Source organism: Chitinophaga oryziterrae, assembly GCF_009758125.1.
GTDB classification, from domain to species: domain Bacteria; phylum Bacteroidota; class Bacteroidia; order Chitinophagales; family Chitinophagaceae; genus Chitinophaga; species Chitinophaga oryziterrae.
This window is the reverse complement of record NZ_WRXO01000005.1, coordinates 83,765-106,049: the sequence shown is the minus strand read 5'-3', so window position 1 is coordinate 106,049 and position 22,285 is coordinate 83,765. Positions and strand designations below refer to the sequence as shown.

Here is a 22,285-nt window from a genome sequence, read left to right as displayed (position 1 = left end):
TATGAGCCTCATTCAGAAATACAATGTTGCCGCTCCCCGTTATACAAGTTACCCAACCGTTCCCTACTGGAACAATGCCGGTTTTGATATCGCCAGCTGGCAGGCATTGGTACAGCAGTCATTCCATGCCACCAACAATACGGAAGGCATCAGTATTTACATCCACCTTCCTTACTGTGAAAAGCTCTGTACCTATTGTGGCTGCAATAAATACATTACGGTGAATCACGGTGTGGAAGAACCTTATATCAGCACGCTGTTAAAAGAGTGGCAGTTATACCTGGGATTGTTCGGGAAACGCCCGCGCATCCGTGAACTACATCTGGGAGGAGGGACGCCGACCTTCTTCACACCGGAAAATCTGCATCAGCTGGTAACGGGTATTTTCAAAGGGGCCGATGTGCTGAAAGATGCGTCCCTCAGCTTCGAAGGCCACCCGAACAACACCACTGAAGCACATATGCAAACGCTGTACGACCTGGGATTCCGGCGTATGAGCCTGGGCATACAGGACTTTGATATCCGCGTGCAGGAGATCATCAACCGCATACAGCCTTACGAAACCGTAGCACGTGTCATGCAAGAGGCAAGAGCGATCGGATATACGTCCATCAACTTCGACCTTGTCTACGGATTGCCACTGCAAACAGCAGCCAGTGTAAAAGATACCATTAATCAGGTGATGCAGCTGCAACCGGACAGGATCTCTTTTTACAGCTACGCACATGTTCCCTGGGTGAAAGGAGTAGGACAAAGGCGTTATTCTGAAGCCGATCTGCCCAAAGACGAAGAGAAGCGGGCACTGTATGATCTTGGCAAAACAATGTTCGCAGAAAACAACTACACAGAAATTGGGATGGACCATTTTGCCCTGAAGGACGATCCTCTTTACAATGCCTTTACCAATGGAACATTACACCGCAATTTTATGGGTTATACAGATCATCATACTTCTCTGATGATAGGATTAGGCGCTTCTTCCATCGGAGACAGCTGGTATGCATACGCCCAAAATGAAAAAGAGATCAATGCCTGGCAAAGGTTGGTGAATAACGGACAGTTCCCCGTAGTTCGTGGTCATATACTAAGCAGGGAAGACCTGTTACTCCGGCGCCATATACATGCACTTATGTGTACCTTTGAAACAACATGGAACAAGGCTGATACGCAGTGTGACGCTATCATTGAGGGGCTGCAACGCTTGCAGGAACCGGAAAAAGACGGACTGGTGATCGTACATCCAAAGAAGGTTACTGTTACAATGAAAGGACGTCCGTTTATACGGAACATCTGTATGGCTTTTGATGCCCGTTTATGGCAGCAATTACCACAATCACAACTCTTCAGTAATGCGATCTAGTATATTCACTTCATTCTTACGGTTTTATGTTACAATCTTTTCAAAATGAAAAACTTTTTCCAGAAAATGGACTTCAAAAAGAGAAAAATGATGCCTTCCTGATTTTTGCGCTCCATTCCAAAAGGAGATAAAAATGTATTGACATCAGTACAATGTGAATAGCAGATAAAAAAACGAATTAGCTGAAATGCTTGTGGGGAGAGGATCTTAACGGGCATAAAAAAAGTCTGACCGTGTTTACAATCAGACTTTCTTGTTATGTGAATGGGTTAGTAAGTACAGGAAACATAAATTCCCTACACAATATTAAAAAGAATTTCATCACAAAAGAAAAAAAATGCAAACTTTTTTATTCACACCAGTAAAAAAAGTGTGGATAACAACAGTTAGTACTTAGTGAGATAACTTTATTTCCTCTCTTCATCATTCCGGAACATGCAATTAATTATTCCTATTTCTCTACTACCTTTGCTTCACTAAACAGCACAACACATGAAGTTGAACGCACCGCTAGCGGTAACGGAAATAGCAGCATTCATAGGCGCAGAGCTGGTTGGCAACGACCAGCTGGAAGCAACCGGTATTAATGAGATTCATAAAGTCGAACCGGGAGATATCTCTTTCGTCGACTTTGAAAAGTATTATGATGCCTCTCTGCGATCTGCAGCAACCATCATCATCATTAATAAAAAAGTTGACTGCCCTCCCGGCAAGGCATTACTTGTTTTACCTGATCCGTTCAGCGCTTATGTGAAACTTGTTAAACGGTTCCGTCCATTCGAACCAGCCACCAAACCCATCAGCGATTCCGCTGTGATAGGGGAAGACACCATCATACAGCCTAATGTATTCATTGGTAACCACGTGCGCATAGGCAGTAATTGTATTATACATCCTAACGTAACTATTTACGACAATACTATCATCGGCAACAATGTAATCATTCATGCCGGTACCGTAATTGGTGCTGATGCTTTCTACTTTAAGAAGAGGGCAGACAGGGAAGTAATGTATGATAAACTGGAAAGCTGCGGACGCGTGATCATTGAAGATGATGTGGAAATAGGCGCCGGCTGTGCCATCGATAAAGGCGTTAGCGGAGACACCATTATCGGCCGTGGTACTAAGTTTGACAACATGATCCATATCGGTCATGGTACAGTGATCGGCCGCAATTGTCTATTTGCCGGTCAGGTAGGTGTCGGCGGAAAAGCAAAGATAGAAGACAACGTAATTCTGTGGGGTCAGGTTGGTGTATCAAAAGATCTTACCATACACAAAGGGGTGGTAGTACTTGCACAAAGTGGCGTAGGCGGAGACCTGGAAGCGGGTAAAGTATACTTTGGATCGCCGGTGGAAGATGCCAGGGTGAAGAAGAAAGAACTGGCCTGGATCAAACGCATCCCTGAAATGTGGGAGAAGCTCTATGGAAACAACGGCAATAAGTAGATAGGTTCAAGTGCCATAAGAGCGCGTGATTATAGAAGTCAACACCGCTCAGAAGCTGTTTATCTGTAGAACGCAGAAGCTGCTTGTTTGTAACAAAGAGACCTCTCTTCCTTTATCGACTCGGTAAGAGCCTCCAAAACAGGGGGCTCCTGCCGGGTCAGTTTTTGTTATTTCCTGCAAACACAGCGCTTTTAATTTGTCTTTTTAAATATTCAGTATGGTTCGTACCCTGTTCACTGTCTTCTTACTGCTTGCCGGCTTTAGATACGGATACTCCCAGAAGGGATTATACATCCCTCCACAGGAATGGCCGGTAAAGATCAGCGATGGCTGGTTCACCTCTAAAACCATCACCTACGGGCCATACAACACATCCTCCCGTAAAAACGGTATTTCAGATGCTGCAAGTATCAGTTTCATCAAAGACCCGCAAAACCCCTTTAACTTCGTAATGACCGGGCAGGATGAAAGTATCCGCATACAGGAACTCAGGGCCCTGCACATTGCCTTCTCAGGCCGGTCTTTGCCCTCTTTTCTGGACAATATGCCCTCAACGGCCCCTTATACCTATGTTCAGATCAACGGGACCAAAAACGACCCTTTAAAACGCTGGGAACTTATTCTAAAAGAAGTGACCTACCTGGAGCTGAATGACAATAAACCGGCAGGTATACTGCGCTCAGATAAGGATGAGATCCGTATAACGGCTCATAATAACTTCGGAACAAAGAATTCCTACGAGAATATCTGTTATGAATTTCACTACCGCCGTAAGGATATAGCGGCAGTAATTCCGGGAGAAAAACCCCGTGTATGGATGAGCGCGGATATCCCCGCAGAACTGCAACCTGTTATAGCTGCAGCTATCGGAGCATTACTTCTGAGATAATATCTGATGCTCCTTGAAAGCACCGCACATCCTGGCAATCGTTGTCTTCAATGGCGTAAATGTAAAGCCGGGTAATGCCGTCTGGATCTTACTATTGTTATAATATACTTTCATCTGGGCAGTACGCGCCGTCTCTTTCGTCAGGAGAGCTTTCTTTCCGGTCAGTTTTGCCTTGATACCTTCAACCCGCCATACTATCTCTGCCAGCCAGGGTCTCACCGCAATATGAGGAGGCTTCTTACCCAGTCTTGTGGCCATTTCCGTGAATAACTCACGGTAACCATAGTTCTCAGCAGACAAAATAAACCGCTGCCCTTTTATGTCACTTTCCATCAGGCGCATCATCACATCTGTTACGTCATTCACATCGGTAAAACCCGTCACGCCATCCGTATAAAAAGGAAATTCTTTCCAGGCATTCCGCACAAGCATACTGGAAGGATCATCCCAGAAACCACTTCCCAGTATAATACTTGGATTTACGATCGCAGTGGCAAGACCCTCCGCATTTGCTCTCCATACTTCCATTTCCGCCAGATATTTACTTACAGCATACTGCGAGTTGTTCTTACTTTCCTGCCATTCATTCTCCTCATCTATCACACCATTTGCCTTGGCACGGCCCAATGCCGCCACAGAACTCACATGTACCAGCTTCTTCACACCTGCATCTATAGCCAGGTTCACCACATTAGCGGTACCTTCCACATTCACCTTCATCATCTCTCTATGATTTTTGGGATGGAAAGATACAACTGCCGCACAGTGATATACCTTGTCCACTCCTTCCATCACGTCTTCCAGCGTGCATACATCCAGTATATCACCGGTTACCCACTCTATCTTATCCTCTATATCTTTCAGCTGATAAGGAATTTTTGTACGATACAATGCCCGTACCGGCTCCCCGACATCCACCAGTTTCCGTAATAAATTACTCCCTAAAAAACCTGTTCCTCCCGTAACTAAAATCATGTCCTAAGTCCCGTTTTATACAAGAATCCAAAGATAACAATGTGCGGCTGAAATGATATACCTCAACCGTAATTATAAAATCCTTTCCCGCTTTTCTTTCCTAATGCGCCTTGCTGCACCCTTTCTATCTGCAACTTATTAGGCGCAAATCTCGGCGCTTTTTCAAACGCATCATACAAGGATTGCGTCACTGCCAGGTTCACATCATTTCCTATAAGGTCCATGAGGGCAAAGGGTCCCATACGAAACCCCGCACTCTCCAGCAACCTGTCCGCTGCTTTAAAATCAACGATACCTTCGGCTGCGATCTCCATTGCTTCCAGGTAATAATGCCTTGCTATACGGTTCACAATAAATCCGGGAGTATCCTTCACATGTACCGGCGTTTTACCCAGTTTCAGCGATAAATCGTACAGCAGATCCACTACAGCCTGTGATGTTTGCTGTCCCTGCACAATCTCTACCAGTTTCATAACAGGCGCGGGGTTAAAGAAATGCATGCCCGCTACCCTGGACGGATTCTCTACCTCTGAGGCAATTGCTGAAACAGCCAGCGAAGAGGTATTGGTAGCAAATATCGTAGCGTGATCATTAATGGCTGCGAGCTGATTGAACAATCCGGTTTTAGCGGATAATTTCTCTACAATAGCTTCTATTACCAGGTCCGCTACACACTCATTCACCGCATTCGTAAACTTTATCTGAGATAAAATAAGCGCCTTCTGCTCCGCCACCAGCTTCCCTTTAGAAACCGCTGTTTCCAGCTGCCGGGATATCTGCTGCTGTGCATTGTCCAGCACCGTCTGTTGCAGATCAAACAGCACCGTACGGTAACCTGCTGTAGCGGCTACCTGCGCAATACCGGCCCCCATGGTGCCGGCCCCACAAACAGCAATGGTATGTATTTTCATAATGCTTATAAATAGCAAAAGGAGAAAGACGCTGATATAAACACCTTCGCCCTTCTCCTTTTCTTTGTAAAAATATGTTTAGATCGCTCCTTCAAACTGCTCCAGGAACCTCGTATCGTTCTCTGAAAACAGGCGAAGGTCCTTAATCTGGTATTTCAACATCGTAATACGTTCTATACCCATACCAAATGCAAAACCGGTATATTTCTCAGGGTCAATACCACAATTCTCCAGCACTTTCGGATGCACCATACCACAACCCAGGATCTCTACCCAGCCGGTATGTTTACATACATTACATCCTTTACCACCGCAGATAATACAGGTAATATCCATTTCTGCACTAGGCTCTGTAAAAGGGAAATATGAAGGCCGGAAACGGATACTGATATCTTCTCCGAACAATTCTTTAACAAAGTGGTAAAGCGTTTGTTTCAGGTCGGCAAAAGAAACGTTTTCGTCTATGTAAAGTCCTTCTACCTGGTGGAAGAAGCAATGCGCACGGGCAGAGATCGTCTCGTTACGGTATACACGACCCGGGCAGATAATGCGGATAGGCAGCTTACCCAGCTCCATGGTCCTTACCTGTACGGAAGACGTATGCGTACGTAATAACCAGTCGGGGTTCTGACTGATGTAAAAAGTATCCTGCATATCACGCGCCGGGTGATTCTCCGGCAGGTTCAATGCGGTAAAGTTATGCCAGTCGTCTTCTATTTCAGGCCCTTCTGCAATAGCAAATCCCAGGCGCTCAAATATGCTGATGATATTATTCCTTACAATGCTGATCGGGTGACGGGTACCCAGGCGGTGAGGTTCAGCCGGCAAGGTAAAGTCGGTATCTGCGGTAGTACTGCCCGCATCGTCTTTCAGATTTTCAAACTGCGCATATCTTTCTTCTGCCAGCTGCTTAAAGCTGTTCAGCACCTGTCCGAATTCTTTCTTGCGGTCGTTCGGCACCTGTTTCATTTCGCCGAACATTGCCTTCACAATCCCCTTGGTTCCGAGGAATTTGATACGGTATGTTTCAAGATCCGCCGCTGTGGCTGGTTCAAATGCCAGTATTTCCTGTTTGTATGCAGCTATTTGCTGTTCTATCTGCTCCATAGGGAGCAAAGATAATTAAAAGATCAGCTTATAGCCAACCCCCCGTATGTTCACGATCTGTATCCTGGGGTCTTCCTTCAGATAACGCCGTAATTTGGTGATAAATACGTCCATGCTGCGGGCATTAAAAAAGCTGTCATCTCCCCACAGGTCCAGCAGGATCGTTTTCCTTTCCATCACCTGGTTGCGGTTATCAGACAGCCGCCGCAGTATTTCTGCTTCCCGGTGAGACAGGAACTCGGTATTGTTATTCCTGGTAAGTGTCTGTTTCGTATAGTTAAACGTATACTGGCCAATCTGCACAACGTCTGCACCGGAATCCGCAGATCCCTGCTGCTCGTTATACCGCATCAGCAACGATTTGATACGTACGATCAGCTCATCCATGCTAAAAGGCTTCTTCAGATAGTCATTCCCTCCCAGTTCAAACCCTTTTACCACATCGGCTGTTTGTGATTTAGCCGTCAAAAAGATAATGGGGGTAAGTTTATCGTCTTTACGGATCTCTGTAGTTACAGCAAATCCATCCATATTAGGCATCATGATATCCAGGACCACCACATCGGGATGATGTTCCTTGTACAATCTCAGCCCTTCTTTCCCATCCTCGGCGTATAACATTTCAAACCCTCTCATCTCCAGGCTGTCTTTTACGATCTGGCCTAACTGTGTTTCATCTTCTATAAGCAATACTTTAGACATAGCGCTGAATTTTAAAGCGGGAGATGGATGATAAATTCGCTTCCTTTTTCCTGTTCACTGGTTACAGTAATTGTACCACCATGCAGCATGATGATCTTCTTCACATAACTCAGCCCAAGGCCAAAACCTTTCACATTATGCAGATTCCCTGTAGGTACACGGAAAAACGCATCAAAGATATTTTCCTGGTACATTTTGGGTATCCCTATTCCGTTATCCTTTACCCGGATAGTTAAGGTACCGTTTTCTATGGAACAACGGATACTTACAGCCGGATGTTCCCCCGAATATTTAATCGCATTATCTACCAGGTTACTGATAGCATTGGAGATATGCGTCTTGTCTACAAACACCAGCCTGTCCCCTAAAAGATTGTCATATCTGAACTGTACCGGCCTGTTTGTTTTTAGCTGATGATTGGTGATGATAGTATCTATCACATCATTCAGATCTGTTTCTTCCCTGTAGATTTCTATCTCTTCATTCTCTTCTGAAGCAATATGCAGCACCTTTTCTACCAGGTCCGATAATCGCTGCAATTCCTGCTTGGAAATATCCAGGTAGTTCTGTGTTTTCTTCTGGTCGTTCAGCGCATTGAAGTTCTGCATAGCCTCTACTGCTGCGTATACCGTAGCAATAGGTGTTTTCAGCTCATGCGTCATGTTATTGATAAAGTCGTTCTTTATTTCAGATAGTTTTTTCTGCTTTAAGATAGTCCGCAACATGTAGATAAAACAGATGGTCACCAGCACCAGCAATAGTAAAGTACCGACCAGCGTCCAGATCATCTTTGCCAGAATATATTGTAAAGGCGATTTAAATACGGCCTGTACAAAGAGATTACTGGCCGGATTAAAAGGGATCTTACTTGTTTTTAACGGACTGCGTCTGCGCAGGCTGTCCCGGAATCCGTCACGGGCGAGCCCGTTAAAGCTGATATGAAAAGTATCCAGCTCAAAGTCCGTTGTAATTTGCCTGTTATGCAGCTCGGAACTGTATACCGAATCCAGCTTTACCAGCTTGATACTATCTCCGTACATGTTATTCAGTAAGATGAGATCAGAAATCTGCCGGGCAAGCGTATCCGCATATTTTCTATTAGGAGCGTCTCCATTCCGTGTACCCGTATCTGTGAAACGGTGCCAGTCTTCTCCGGGTGGTGGTGGCGGCACATCATGCAGGGAATCACGCTCCCGGCCATAGCGCCGGAAATACCGTCGCACGTCCGCAAACTGCTTGTTAAAAATGGCGGTTCGCAGTGACTCGTTTATATCTTTCCCAAACTGGTCCAGTTGAATATGATAGGAATTATATAACCAGTAACCCTGGAAGAGGTATATGCTGAGTATACAGACACACATTAGTATCAGTATGTTGCGGATTCGTTGACGCATTTGTTTGCCCGATTAACTTATAATCATACAAAGCTATCGGTTTCCGGGCTTACACACAGCATACCCTTAACAGTAATTAACAGTAAATAATGCTATTTAACCATCTTATGCCGTGCGATTAGTGACTTTTGTATCAGAAAAAACTCAAACACATGAACCATTTATCAAAGACGCTCCTTAGTGCAGCCCTGGTGGCCTTCTCCGGCATCACCGCTATGGCACAGGACAAAAACGCAGGTGTTATAGATTACGAGGTAAGTGCAAAGATGGGCCCCCGCGGCGGTAATACAGACGGTGGAGACGCAGAAGAACAAGTGATCACTTTCTCACAGCATTTTTTCTTTACTGCTGGTAAAGGTAAACTGGCTACAGAACGCCCTGATTTTGGCGGTCGTAATGGCCAGGCTCCCCCACAAGGCCCTCCTCCGGGAGAAAATGGCGGTGGCCCGGGTCGCGGTCAGGGCCGTGGCATGCGCGGTGGCTTTGGCGGTCCTGCATATGTAGACCTTGCCGGTAAAAAATATATCCAGGTTTTCACAAAACCAGACGATAGCACGAAAACTTACTACGCAGAAGAAGATTTTGCAACGCCAAAAGATGTAAAGCTGACAGATAAAACGAAAAAAGTAGCCGGCTACAATTGCAAAAAAGCAACTGTTACCTTACGCGATGAAACATACACCGTATGGTACACGCAGGACCTCCCTTTCAGCTACAGCCCTATCAACGGACTGTTACCCGAAGCCAATGGGGTAGTATTATCCGCAGAAAGCGACAGACGTTCTTTCTCTGCTAAAAAGATAGATCTGAAACCTGTAGCAGCTACAGAAACAGCGATCCCTGCCAACGCAGAAAAAATCTCCCAGGACCAGTTACGTGATATGCGTCGTGAACAGATGCAGAAGTTCCGTGACCGTCAGAACAACAGGAATTAATTACCCGTAAATTCGCAACTACTCCCGCTATTAATTCCTTATTTACATGAAAAGAATAACCCTTATAACTGCATTTCTGTTCCTGTTTGTGCTGATAACAAAAGCACAGCAGGGACAGATCAAAGGGCTACTTACCGACTCAACTGCTTCCAATCCCTTAGCGGATGCAACGGTTGCATTATTGTATGGCAGCGACTCTTCTCTTGCCGCTACCGTATTTACAGATAAAAAAGGGGCGTTTTCAATACCCGGTGTTGCCATGGGTAATTATCGTGTATATATTACCTACCTGGGTTATAAACCCATTTTTAAAAGTATCACCGTCTCTCCTGCCAATCCGGTTGTAAACATGGGAAATGTTCAGCTGAAAGGAAAAGGGATTACATTAAATGAAGTGGAAATTGTGCAGGAAGTGCCGCCGGTGGTAGTGAAAATAGATACGCTGGAGTTTAACGCAGGATCTTTTAAAACAAGGGAGAATGCAGTGGTGGAAGATCTGTTGAAAAAACTACCTGGTGTATCAGTAGACAAAGACGGTGTCATCACCGCACAGGGTGAAACAGTAAAGAGAGTCCTGGTAGATGGGAAACCGTTTTTCGGTGATGATCCCAAGCTCGCTACTAAAAACCTGCCGGCAGATATCATCGATAAAATACAGCTGATAGACCGTAAGTCTGATCAGGCACAGTTTACAGGCATAGATGACGGCAATACGGAAAAAGCGATCAACATCACCATCAAAAAAGACAAAAAACATGGGGTGTTCGGAAGAGCTTCTGCCGGTTATGGGACCGATGAACACTTTGCAACAAACGCAAGCGTTAACAACTTCACGGATTCCCGTCAATTGTCTTTTTTAGGTAGTGGAAATAACGTCAATAACCTGGGATATACCCAACAGGATGTCTTCAACTTCAACAGCGGCAACACCGGCGGCGGGGGAGGAGGCAATGGCGGCGGACGCAGCGGTGGTGGCGGACGTGGAGCGTCCAGCAGCACGATCAGCAGTCTTGGCGGGAATAATAATACCGGTATCACACGTAACTGGAATGCAGGTCTGAATTTTAACCAGGATTATGGCACCAAACTAAAAGTAAATGCCAGCTATCTCGTAAGCGATACCCGTGTACAAACGCAAACACTGAGCGCCAAACAAACTTTCCTTGCTGATACCTCTTATTATTATAATAATAATTCCGGTTCTGTTGCCAATACTACCAACAACCGTATCAACATGCGGATGGAATACCAGATAGACTCTATGCATTCCCTCATTGTTACGCCTGTTTTTACTTATACGGACGGGAACAATTTTTCGGGTAATAGCTACCAGTCGCTGGATATCAATAAGGTAAAAACGATTGAGGGCTCATCCGTTAACACCAGCAATGCTACTTCACCAAATTTCTCAACAACGGCATTGTTCAGAAAAAAATTCAATAAAGTTGGCCGTACCGTCAGCGCCAATTTCAGCTTTGGTTATAACACGACTACCCGGCAGAATTTTTATAAAACATCCGACTCCCATCTGGCTACTGATACCTCCGCTGCTTATACCAGCGGATACGATCGCCTGACGGATGCAGATAACCTGGGTAGAAATTTCGGCGTAAGTTTAACATATACTGAACCCATTACTAAAACCCGTTTTCTTGAACTGACGTACGCCTGGAATCACAATTACAGTTCTTCAAATAATCTTACGTACGACCATGATGCCACAACAGAGAAGTATGATAAACTGAATGACAGTCTGAGTAATATTTTTGAGAACACTTTTCAAACGCAACAGGCCGGTATTAACATCCATACCCAAAAGTTCAAGTACGATTATACAGTAGGGGTAAACGTTCAATTCAGTAATTTAGATAACATCAATGTAAGCAGATCTACACATATCACTCAGCATACCATCAACTACTATCCTTCTGCATCATTCAACTATAACTTTGAACAGGGCAGACGTTTTCGTATACGTTACAGCGGTAGTACCACACAACCAACAGTACAACAGTTACAACCACTGCCCGACCTTACAAGTTCACTCTATGTACAGCAGGGAAACCCTGATCTGAAGCCGACTTTCACACATAGCTTCAACGTAGGGTACAATGCTTTCAACAGGAGTACTTTCCGTGGTTTCTTTACAAATATCAGAACGAATTTTTCCGAAAATAAAATTGTAAATGCAAACCGTACGGATACTTCCGGTAAGCAGTATACGAAACCAATGAATGCGAATGGTGCATATACTATTGATGGTTTTATGGTAAACACTATTCCGGTCAATAAAAAGAATAACAGTACTATAAACTTTAACACTTCACTGAGTTATGGCCGGGATGTGAGCTTCAGTACAACGGGTACAGACTTCAGTTCTGCTGTCAAAACTTTTAATAAATCCTATAGTATTACACAGGGACTCGGTTTCAACTATTTTTATAAGGAACTCTTCGATGTATCTACTACTGCCAGTGCGCAGTACAGCGCCGCGAGATATGATATCCAACCGGCTGCAAACACCAACTATTTCAACTACTCGTTCATGGTTGATTTTAACGTAAATCTTCCTGCAGGTTTTATTATTGGCAGTGATCTTACGTACACATTGAATGCCGGAAGAGCAGCAGGATACAACGTAGATGTAACCATGCTCAATGCCTTCATTTCAAAAAGCGTATTTAAACAGAAACAGGGGTTGATAAAATTATACGGATATGATATCCTCAAACGCAATGTGAGTATCAGTCGCAGCACCGGAGAGAACTACATCCAGGACACGAACAACATGGTATTGCAACAATACTTTATGTTGAGCTTTACTTACTTCCTGAAAAAATTTGGGACCAGTGGCAATGACAGGCAACGTCGCGATGGGCCTCCGGGAATGCGCGGGTTCCCGGGTATGAGAGGTGGTGGATTCCCGGGTGGTGGTATGCCAGGAGGCTAATAATTAAAGGTCTTTCTCCACATAAAAGAACCCAATAAAAAGGGGCTGTATCAGATCTGATACAGCCCCTTTAATTTTCTTGAAAGATTGAAAGGATAACAAAGGAGCAGGCGCACCTCCTCCATCTTACCTTCAGCTTTGAAACCTTACAATCTTGGTATTTTTATAGTCCGGCTACTTTATAACGCTGAACTTTTTGTTTCGCTGTTTTACCATCCCGGATGCTTTGTGTGACCCTTCTCACTACCCAGCTGATAGTAAATGTGGGAATAAAATCCAGGCCGGGAAACAGTTCCTCTATAAAGTTGAACACTCCTCCGAAAGCTCCTATACTTCCTCCAAACATCCTGTAAAATATGATGGCTGATATAGGTGCCCATATTACATCGCTGGCTTCCCCTAAAACCGGTACTGCGTAGCTGGCACATCCCAGCAGGTCCATTAAAACACATGCCCACAAGGCTGGAGTAAATTTTCTTTCCATTTTCAACCTCCGCTTTAAATGTTATAGTATAATATAATCAAATAGCTTACCAAATTCAATGACCGGGGGCTTACGAAGAGATGTTGGCGCTTACTCTTAAAGTAATTATCTGTACTACAGGCTGTTAAAAAATGCTGACTTTTTTCCGTGTATTCGTAAATCCTATAATTATTGAACGTTGTAGTGTATAATAAAGTTACGTAGTATTTAAGAAGACGGATGTACGGAAAATTAAAATGCGTAGTTTCACGTATAGAGTATTAAATCAATTAACATGTCTAACGAAAATTCCCGCCGCGATATGATTAAGAAAGCCGCTGCTATGGCATTTGCTTCCACGTCACTGGCCTCTCTCACTAACCGCGTTATGGCCCATGAAACGGCCGTAGAAGAAAAGCTGAAAGGACAGATTAACCATTCTGTCTGCGCCTGGTGCTACAACGATATTCCCCTGGAAGATCTCTGCAAAGCGGCCAACCGTATCGGCCTTCAGTCTATAGACCTTCTTGATCCAAAAGACTTTGCCACCGCCAAAAAGTACGACCTTACCTGCGCTATGGTAGCGTCCATCAACAAAGACTGGGGTATTACCAAAGGGTGGAACCGCGTAGAGCATCATGATCAGTTGGTAACTTATTATCAATATCTGATAGATGAAACGTCTAAAGCCGGATTCCCGCACCTGATCTGCTTTTCCGGTAACCGGGACGGATTAGATGATGAACTGGGGCTTAAGAACAGCGCCAGAGGCCTGAAACGCATCATGGATTATGCAGAGAAGAAGAATGTGACCATTGTAATGGAACTGCTGAACAGCAAGGTGAATCACCCTGATTACCAATGTGATCATACTTCCTGGGGGGTAGATTTATGCAAAGCGATTGATTCCGACAGATTTAAGCTGCTGTACGACATTTACCACATGCAGATCATGGAAGGAGATGTAATCCGTACCATCCGTAACAATCACCAGTATTTCGCTCACTATCACACTGGTGGCGTACCTGGCCGTAATGAAATAGACGAAACACAGGAATTATATTATCCGGCTATCATGAAGGCCATCCATGAAACCGGCTTCAAAGGTTTTGTGGCACAGGAGTTTGTACCTAAACGTGCAGACAAGCTGGCTTCCCTGAAACAAGGCGTGGAAATCTGTGATATTTAATATTTCCAGTCCTCTCTCAACACACCCATTACCACCATGTCAACATATTGCCCGTGCAATTTGGCATGGTGGCGTAACACGCCTTCCTTCGCAAATCCCAGTTTGATAGGGATCCTGGCGCTGCGCTCATTCTGCAAAGCAAAATGGATCTCTACCTTATTCAGTTTTAATGATTCAAAGGCAAAGTTGATCAGCTCCCGGCAACAGGCCACTGCAATCCCTTTCCCCTGAAACTTCTCCGCTATCCAGTAGCCCACTTCTACTTTCTGTAACATATGGTCCCAGCTGTGCAGGTCTATTACCCCGCATAACTGCTCTTCATACCACATCCCCATGGCAATGGCATCCTGATCTTCTGCCTTACGCAGCATCATTTCTATAAAGCGGAGAGAATGTTCTTCGTTGGTGTTATAATCTACCCATGGCAGAAAGCGCCGCAATGTTTTGCGGGACAGATCAATCTGCGCGTAGAGAGCAGGCGCATCTTCAGGTTGTAACTGCCTGAGGGAAATCGAATCATTAACGGGTAGGTTCAGCATAAAAAAAGGTTTGATGCCGCCTTTCAGCAAACATCAAACCTCAAAAATAACAAAATACTAACTCTTTGCGATCAGCTGTTGCTTCTGCAGGTCCTTTACGATCTGACGGGCATACAGGTATGCCTGTCTGTAAGCTGTTGGCGGATCAACAGAATCGCTCTCCGCATTGTACAGCAATTTCTTTTCATTCAGATCGTACAGATTGGCTTCCCACTGGTATCTTATATTTACCTGGTAGTAACCCGGACCATACATTCCTCCATACCATCCTCTGTAATAAGGCATTCCATAATATGGATAACCATAGCCCGGCACATAATTTCTCTGCCGGGATTTATCCACCATCGCTACTGTCATTACCTGGGCAACATCGCTGTTCCGGTATTTCTGCAGTGCGGCCTTTTCATCGTCCTTTCCACTCATCGCATTGTCCGGACCATAAGTGGCAAAGGCAGATACTGCATTATACCCCTCTTTCTTTAGTTCGGATACGAGATTGTCTTCCATTAAAATACGTAGTTTACGCTCCTGCTTAGGCACCAGCGCAACCACCATAATCTTTTTATCCGGCTGTAATTTGGCGTTCGGTGTTTTCCAGGATGAAGTGAGCCTGGTGCTTTTACACGCAGCCATTGATAGCAGGCAGATTGCCATTATAAATAACCCTGACTTTTTCATATACCCTCCGTTTAACTATTCTTTAGACGAAGAAAACCGGGAAGAGTTACATGAGCGGGGGAGGAATTAACATTTCTTTGAGGATCAATGGTATACAATAAAAAACGGGCTGCAACGTTGTGCTGCAGCCCGCCGGAAAGTTATGATATCAATAGTCAATTACCTGTTCCTGTATGCCTGCCGGAATCTCACGGAATTCGTACAACTGTGTGCGCAATTGTGGTTCAAAACCAGCTTCTCTGATTGCTTCCTGCATAGAGCGATAGGTGAAACGGTGAGGGGCACCTGCCGCACTTACCACATTCTCCTCGATCATGATAGATCCAAAGTCATTCGCACCTGCACGGAGACAGATCTGCGCTACCTGTTTACCCACTGTTAACCAGGATGCCTGGATATTCTTGATATTAGGCAGCATGATACGGCTCATCGCGATCATACGGATATATTCTTCTGAAGTAGTCATGTTATGCACCCCACGGATACGGGACAGCAATGTATCCACATCCTGGAACGTCCAGGGGATAAAGGCAGTGAACCCGTAATGACCTTCCGGTTTCTCGCTCTGCACCTGGCGGATGGCAGCGAAGTGTTCAAAACGCTCCATCAGGGTTTCCACGTGACCAAACATCATGGTGGCAGAAGAGGCGATATTCAGCTTATGTGCCGCCCGCATTACATCCAGCCATTCCTGTGCGCCACACTTACCTTTGGAGATCAGCCGGCGTACACGGTCGTTCAGTATTTCCGCACCGGCGCCGGGCAAGCTGTTCATACCGGCATCCTTCAGCGCCTGCAGCACTTCAATATGGGTACTCTTTTCCAGTTTGGTGATATGCGCTACTTCCGGGGGCCCCAGCGTATGCAGTTTAAGAGTTGGGTACAGTTCTTTCAGTGTCCTGAAAGTGTCCACATAAAATTTAAGACCAAGGTCCGGATGATGACCTCCCTGTAACAACAACTGGTCTCCTCCGAACTTCAGCGTCTCATCTATTTTCCGCTTGTATTCGTCAATAGTGGTAATGTATGCTTCTCCATGTCCCGGGACACGGTAGAAGTTGCAGAATTTACAATTGGCCGTACAGACGTTCGTGGTATTCACGTTACGGTCTATCTGCCAGGTAACTTTTCCATGTGGCACCTGCTGCTTGCGCAACTCATCTGCAATATGCATCAGCTCTGTAAGTGGAGCTTTTTCAAACAGATATATCCCTTCTTCCGGTGATAGCCACTCAAAGTTCAGTGCTTTGCTATATAGTTCTTTCAGTTCCATGATAAACAAAGGTAGCAAAAAACAAAATCCACTATACCCTGCATTTTTAATGTTAATTTTAGATCGACCTATTTACACGTATGCAAAAAGCAACACTGTTAAAGCACTGTTGGTTATTCTTATTGGCCATCGCCTCATTCCACGTAGCAACTGCACAAGCCTTACATTCAAAAGCAGCCACTACCGAAGGTGTGTTAATTACACGCTTCCCTTTTCACCAGTATTACGGTGGGGTTGTGGTTATCCAGGCTCAGTTAAAAGGATATCCTGATACTCTCCAGTTTATCCTGGATACCGGCAGCGCCGGTATATCCCTGGATACCAATACCTGTTTACGCCTGGGCATCCCGCTGATCCCCACGGATAAGATCGTTCGCGGGGTCGGCGGCTCCAAGAAGGTGGCCTTTGCCATGAACCATACCCTGCAAATGCCCGGACTGGAAGTAGACAGTCTCAACTTCCACATCAACGACTACGAGCTGATTAGCCAGGTATACGGCCTTCAGGTAGACGGCATCATGGGTTACAGTATCCTGAGCCGCTATATTGTACAGATAGATTACGATACAGAAACAATCGCTATCTATACCAGGGGCAACTTCAACTATCCCAAAGGCGGCCAGTTGCTGCACCCTTCCCTTACTTTAATCCCTATTGTCAGCGCGGAACTCCGCAACGGCAAAGCCCAGGGGAACAACCGCTATTATTTTGATACCGGGGCCGGTATGTGCCTGCTGCTCTCCAAACAGTTTGTACAGGACAGCGCTATATTATCTTCCCGTAAAAAGCAGCGGAAAGTGATCCAGACGGAAGCCCAGGGGCTGGGAGGGAAGATGAACATGGATATCACCACTATACAGGAGTTCAAACTAGGCAACTTCGCCTTCCGTAATGTGCCCGTTTACCTGTTTGATGATGTCAGCAATATTACCGCTTACCCTTTCCTGGGAGGAATGGTGGGAAATGATCTCCTGCGTCGTTTTAACCTGATTATCAACTATGGTAAAAAGGAAATTTACATGATGCCGAACACCCATTACCGGGACCCGTTCGATTATTCTTATACCGGACTGATTATTTATCTGATAGACGGACAGGTTGAAATAACTGATATCATCAAAGGTTCTCCGGCTGAAAAAGCAGGGTTCAAAAAGGGGGATAAGATCATCGCCATCAACAATAATATCAGCTCTAACCTGCAGCTTTATCGTGATCTGCTTAAAAATATAGGCACGCGGCCTACCATATTGATAATGCGCGATAAAGAACTGCTCTTAAAAAAAATACAGATCAAAAGCATATTATAGCCGGGTGAAATAATACATTGCACTTTCTTTCGTTTGATCTGTAATGTGAAAAAATACCTTGCTTTTATATTAATCTGCCTGCCGGCACTCGTATCTGCACAGGAAGTCACCAACTCAAAAGTGGTGGCAACACTGCCTTTTCGTATATACGACAGGTATTTGATCATTCCCGCAACCGTCACCTCCTCTATAGATACCCTTCACTTTATTTTTGATACCGGTGCAGAAATTACCACCCTTAGCCAGGAAACAGCCAAAACACTGAAACTGGAAAGTACGGAAACATCGGGCATGAGCGGTACGGACGATGTGGTGATCAGGGTCCCTACCTCTACCATCAGCTTATTATACCTCTCCAAAACCAGGATCCCTTTTGTAAAGGTTTACCTGGAAAAGCTACAGTTCCGCGATAGTCCTGTTCCTATAGACGGGATCTTAGGCGTGGACCTGTTAAAGGCTTTTGTGGTAACCATCGATTACGAACATCAGCAGTTACTCTTATACCGTGCAGGCAAAACACCGGCAGAGGTAAAAGGTAAACGCATGCCAATGGCCCTTAATTTCAAGACCCCGGCCATAGAAGCCATGATCTCTCTGCCCGATGGCACTACGCTGGGCAGCCGCTTCCACTTTATTTCCGGTGGAGAATACGGTATCCTCTTCAACTATCCCTACGTAGAGAAATACCACCTCAATACCGCCTTACCTGTTTTGAATACGGACAAGGTACAGGACCTCTTTAAAATACTTACCTATACAAACGTCACCGTTCCTTTCCTGGCAATGGGTGCATACCGTGTAGAACAAGTACCGGCAAGCTATTCCAAGGATGTGAACGATGCCGGTTCCATGTATGAAGTGGCCGGTTCCATCGGTTATTTTGTATGGAAACAGTTCCGTACCATCACGATCAATTACAACGAAAAAGAGATCTTCCTCGAAAAATAATAGTCTCATAATTATCCTTCTATTTCCTTTTCGCCCATTCTCCCTTAGTTTTAATAACTTGCAATTCTCATAAACAGGAAAAGAGGAATATGATTCATTACAATAAATTCACCCTGGCAAACGGCCTTCGCGTAATTGTGCATGAAGATCACACCACTCCAATGGCTGTGCTAAACGTGATGTATGATGTGGGAGCAAGGGATGAAGACCCTAAAAAGACCGGATTTGCGCATTTGTTCGAACACCTGATGTTTGGTGGTTCCATTAACATCCCGGACTACGATGAGCCGCTACAGATGGCAGGTGGCGAAAACAATGCCTTTACTACCAGCGATCTTACCAACTATTACATAACTCTTCCGGCAGAAAATATTGAAACGGCCTTCTGGCTGGAAAGCGACCGCATGCTGTCGCTTGCTTTTGATGAAAAAAGCCTGGACGTACAGCGTAAAGTGGTAAGTGAAGAATTCAAGGAACATTACATCAACAAGCCCTACGGCGATGTATGGCATAAAATGCGCGACCTGGCATACTCTACCCATCCCTACAAATGGATGACTATCGGTAAAGAGCTGTCGCATATTGAAGATGCCAAACTGGAAGATGTGAAAGCATTTTTCTTCAAATATTACCGCCCGGTAAATGCTATCCTCGTAGTAGGAGGACATGTAACACTGGAACAGGTAAAAACACTGACAGAAAAATGGTTCGGGGATATTCCATCCGGAGAAAAGGTCCCGCGCAAATTGCCCGTAGAACCCAAACAGACCGCCGCTCATAAACTGGAAGTAAAAGCCAGTGTACCGCTGGATGCGCTGTACAAATGTTATCACATGCCCGGCCGTGTGGAAAAACAATACTATGCAGTAGATCTGATATCAGACATACTGGGCGGTGGCGCTTCTTCCCGTCTGAACCAGGTGCTGGTAAAAGAAAAGAAACTATTCAGCAACATCGACTGTTATCACTTTGGTACCCTGGACGCCGGTCTGCTGACCATAGAAGGCAAGCTGGTGAAAGGTGTAAAGATGAAGGATGCAGAAAAAGCGGTGCAGATAGAGATCGATAAAATACAACAGGAAATTATTCCGGAAAGAGAACTGCAAAAGGTAAAGAACCGCGTGGAAAGCATGCTGGCCTTTGAAGATATGGAACTGCTGAACCGCGCCAACAACCTCGCTTTTTATGAACTGATGGGAGATGCAGAACTCATGAATAAAGAGTTCAGCAACTACGAAGCTATCACTACAGAAGACCTGCACAGGGAAGCTCAGGAACTGTTCGACGAGAAGAATTCCAATACTATTTACTATTACGCGGATAAATAATCCGGATAAATAACTATTCAAATAGATTAATGATAAATCGGAAAATTGCCCCTGAGATAAAGGATGCCGTCGATTTCGACATTACGCTGAAACCTTGTGAGAAATTCACCCTGGATAACGGTATTCCTGTTTATGTAGTGAAGTCCGATGAACAGGATACGCTACAGCTTGAAATGGTTTTTCCCGGCGGTAGCTGGTTCGAAACAGAGAACCTGGTAGCATCTGCTGCCAATTTCCTCATGAAGAACGGAAGTAGTAAACATTCTGCCCTGGAAATAAACGAAAGCATTGATTATCATGGTGCTTACCTGAACCGTAACAGCCACCATGAGACGGCAACATATACCCTGCATTGCCTCACCAAACACCTGACACAACTGTTGCCTGTAATGCAGGAAGTGATCCTGGACCCCTCTTTTTCTGAAGAGGAACTGGCTACTTTCCAGCAGAACATGAAGCAACGCCTGGCGGTAAACCTGCAGAAATGTGATTTCGTAGCGAACAGACATATTGATAAATACCTGTTCGGAGAGTTTCATCCTTATGGCAGGGTGAGCAGCATGGAAGCATATGACGCTTTGCAGACGCAAACCTTACACGCTTTTTACAAACAGCACTATACTTACAATAACTGCAAAATATTTGTAGCCGGAAACCTGCCTGCAAATATGATCCCGCTCCTCAATCAGTACTTTGGTACTACCAAATGGAACGGGGAAACGACCATCATAAGGCCACAGATGCCTATCTTACCGGCAGAAGAAAAGAAGTTCCGCATTTTTAATGATGAGAACGGGGTACAGGGCGCAGTACGTGTTGCACGTCATTTCCCTAACCGCTATCATCCGGATTTCCCTAAGATGCTGGTACTGAATACCATCTTCGGTGGCTATTTTGGCTCCCGCCTGATGAGCAACATCAGGGAAGAAAAAGGATACACCTATGGTATCTCTTCACAGATCTATAACTTCCGCCAAAGCAGTGCGATTAACATCCACACAGAGGCCGGACGCGATGTTTGTGAGGCGACGATCAAAGAGATTTACAAAGAACTGCACACCTTACAGCAGGAAGAAGTACCGGAAGAGGAACTGCATCTTGTAAGGAACTTCATGATCGGTTCCATCCTGGGCGACCTCGATGGTGCTTTCCAGATCATCCAACGCTGGAAAAACCTGATCCTCAACGATCTGGACGAAAATTATTTCTACAATAATATCCGTACCATTAAGACGATTACGGCGGGAGAATTGCAACAACTTGCACAGCAATACTTTACACCGGAAGACTTCTACGAGCTGGTAGTGATATAATTAAAAGGATACGCTTAAATGCCGGTCAGCTGCCCTCAGGGGTGCTTTTGACCGGCATTTTTCATATATACTTCATTTACGATATTGCGTTATTTTGCTATATTTGCGGTCCTAATATTTGCTATCCTATGAAGTTACTATTACTATGCCTGCCATTGTGCATATGCCTGAATGTTTTCTCTCAAGCCAGTAAAACCACTGTAGACTCTCTCGAATTACGTTATCAGCATTGCCTTAGTGAAGGGAATAATGTGTACAATTGCGCCTTGCTGTATTACACAGAAATGGACAGCCTGCTGAATACTGTATACCGTCAGTTATACACTAAGCTGGATAATAATCGCCGGGAATCTTTACAGGTATCACAGCAATTATGGGTAGAGAAGAAAGAAGCTTATTTTAAAAATATAGAAGTTCGTGCAGAGAAGAAAAGACCGTTGACATTACCGGGCCTTAATGACGATATGATCGTAACTGATAACAAAGCAGAATATCTCAAAAACAGGGTAATAGAATTATTAGCGAGTATGCATTCCTAAGAACTTGCCATAATGTAAAACGCGGAATTCCTGTAA

General features: G+C 44.8%; 20 protein-coding genes. 11 read left to right on the top strand and 9 right to left on the bottom strand.

Annotated elements, in window-relative coordinates:
• Window position 1: 1 nt before the first annotated feature.
• From hemN to GO495_RS18025, 3 genes are all read left to right on the top strand, one after another.
• Window positions 2–1,360, top strand: coding sequence for an oxygen-independent coproporphyrinogen III oxidase (gene hemN / locus GO495_RS18035; protein ID WP_157301125.1), 1,359 nt, complete (start codon window positions 2–4; stop codon window positions 1,358–1,360).
• A 492-nt stretch (window positions 1,361–1,852) separates the two neighbouring features.
• Window positions 1,853–2,809, top strand: coding sequence for a UDP-3-O-(3-hydroxymyristoyl)glucosamine N-acyltransferase (locus GO495_RS18030; RefSeq protein WP_157301124.1), 957 nt, complete (start codon window positions 1,853–1,855; stop codon window positions 2,807–2,809).
• Between the two features lie 217 nt (window positions 2,810–3,026).
• Window positions 3,027–3,698 (top strand): hypothetical protein, encoded by a 672-nt coding sequence (locus GO495_RS18025; protein WP_157301123.1) that lies wholly within the window; start codon window positions 3,027–3,029, stop codon window positions 3,696–3,698.
• On the opposite strand, the gene GO495_RS18020 is transcribed toward GO495_RS18025, so the two are convergent.
• From GO495_RS18020 to GO495_RS18000, 5 genes are all read right to left on the bottom strand, one after another.
• Entirely contained in the window at window positions 3,684–4,673 is a 990-nt protein-coding gene (locus tag GO495_RS18020; RefSeq protein WP_157301122.1) for an NAD-dependent epimerase/dehydratase family protein, read from the bottom strand. The two genes, GO495_RS18025 and GO495_RS18020, sit on opposite strands and share 15 nt — an antisense overlap.
• 62 nt (window positions 4,674–4,735) lie before the next feature.
• Window positions 4,736–5,584, bottom strand: a complete 849-nt coding sequence (locus GO495_RS18015) for a 3-hydroxyacyl-CoA dehydrogenase NAD-binding domain-containing protein (protein ID WP_157301121.1) — start codon at window positions 5,582–5,584, stop codon at window positions 4,736–4,738.
• A 78-nt stretch (window positions 5,585–5,662) separates the two neighbouring features.
• Window positions 5,663–6,691 (bottom strand): phenylalanine--tRNA ligase subunit alpha, encoded by a 1,029-nt coding sequence (gene pheS, locus GO495_RS18010; protein ID WP_089781525.1) that lies wholly within the window; start codon window positions 6,689–6,691, stop codon window positions 5,663–5,665.
• Between the two features lie 15 nt (window positions 6,692–6,706).
• A complete protein-coding gene (locus GO495_RS18005) occupies window positions 6,707–7,393 on the bottom strand; it encodes a response regulator transcription factor (RefSeq protein ID WP_157301120.1) in 687 nt (228 codons plus the stop codon).
• An 11-nt stretch (window positions 7,394–7,404) separates the two neighbouring features.
• Window positions 7,405–8,787, bottom strand: coding sequence for a sensor histidine kinase (locus GO495_RS18000; protein WP_157301119.1), 1,383 nt, complete (start codon window positions 8,785–8,787; stop codon window positions 7,405–7,407).
• Between the two features lie 152 nt (window positions 8,788–8,939).
• Between GO495_RS18000 and GO495_RS17995 the strand changes: the two genes are divergently transcribed.
• Window positions 8,940–9,722 (top strand): GLPGLI family protein, encoded by a 783-nt coding sequence (locus GO495_RS17995; RefSeq protein WP_157301118.1) that lies wholly within the window; start codon window positions 8,940–8,942, stop codon window positions 9,720–9,722.
• Window positions 9,723–9,768: 46 nt separating this feature from the next.
• Complete coding sequence (locus GO495_RS17990; RefSeq protein WP_157301117.1) at window positions 9,769–12,672, top strand: TonB-dependent receptor; 2,904 nt, start codon at window positions 9,769–9,771, stop codon at window positions 12,670–12,672.
• A 163-nt stretch (window positions 12,673–12,835) separates the two neighbouring features.
• Here GO495_RS17990 and GO495_RS17985 read toward each other — a convergent pair whose 3' ends face one another.
• Entirely contained in the window at window positions 12,836–13,156 is a 321-nt protein-coding gene (locus GO495_RS17985; protein ID WP_157301116.1) for a hypothetical protein, read from the bottom strand.
• A gap of 274 nt (window positions 13,157–13,430) precedes the next feature.
• Between GO495_RS17985 and GO495_RS17980 the strand changes: the two genes are divergently transcribed.
• A complete protein-coding gene (locus tag GO495_RS17980; RefSeq protein WP_157301115.1) occupies window positions 13,431–14,324 on the top strand; it encodes a hydroxypyruvate isomerase family protein in 894 nt (297 codons plus the stop codon).
• Here the strand turns inward: GO495_RS17980 and GO495_RS17975 are convergent.
• The 3 genes from GO495_RS17975 to mqnC form a co-directional block, all read right to left on the bottom strand.
• Window positions 14,321–14,863: a GNAT family N-acetyltransferase gene (locus GO495_RS17975; protein ID WP_157301114.1), complete on the bottom strand. Its 543-nt coding sequence runs from the start codon at window positions 14,861–14,863 to the stop codon at window positions 14,321–14,323. The two genes, GO495_RS17980 and GO495_RS17975, sit on opposite strands and share 4 nt — an antisense overlap.
• Window positions 14,864–14,920: 57 nt before the next feature.
• A complete protein-coding gene (locus tag GO495_RS17970; RefSeq protein ID WP_157301113.1) occupies window positions 14,921–15,541 on the bottom strand; it encodes a hypothetical protein in 621 nt (206 codons plus the stop codon).
• A gap of 148 nt (window positions 15,542–15,689) precedes the next feature.
• Window positions 15,690–16,814 (bottom strand): cyclic dehypoxanthinyl futalosine synthase, encoded by a 1,125-nt coding sequence (mqnC, locus tag GO495_RS17965; RefSeq protein WP_157301112.1) that lies wholly within the window; start codon window positions 16,812–16,814, stop codon window positions 15,690–15,692.
• An 80-nt stretch (window positions 16,815–16,894) separates the two neighbouring features.
• On the opposite strand from mqnC, the gene GO495_RS17960 reads away from it, so the two are divergent.
• From GO495_RS17960 to GO495_RS17940, 5 genes are all read left to right on the top strand, one after another.
• Window positions 16,895–18,121 carry an aspartyl protease family protein gene (locus tag GO495_RS17960; RefSeq protein WP_157301111.1) on the top strand — a complete coding sequence of 409 codons (1,227 nt, stop codon included), beginning with the start codon at window positions 16,895–16,897 and terminating at the stop codon, window positions 18,119–18,121.
• Window positions 18,122–18,166: 45 nt separating this feature from the next.
• Window positions 18,167–19,069, top strand: a complete 903-nt coding sequence (locus tag GO495_RS17955; protein WP_157301110.1) for an aspartyl protease family protein — start codon at window positions 18,167–18,169, stop codon at window positions 19,067–19,069.
• 89 nt (window positions 19,070–19,158) lie between these two features.
• Entirely contained in the window at window positions 19,159–20,397 is a 1,239-nt protein-coding gene (locus GO495_RS17950; protein WP_157301109.1) for a M16 family metallopeptidase, read from the top strand.
• Window positions 20,398–20,426: 29 nt separating this feature from the next.
• Complete coding sequence (locus GO495_RS17945) at window positions 20,427–21,710, top strand: M16 family metallopeptidase (RefSeq protein WP_157301108.1); 1,284 nt, start codon at window positions 20,427–20,429, stop codon at window positions 21,708–21,710.
• 128 nt (window positions 21,711–21,838) lie between these two features.
• Window positions 21,839–22,249, top strand: coding sequence for a lysozyme inhibitor LprI family protein (locus GO495_RS17940; RefSeq protein ID WP_157301107.1), 411 nt, complete (start codon window positions 21,839–21,841; stop codon window positions 22,247–22,249).
• Window positions 22,250–22,285 lie beyond the last annotated feature (36 nt).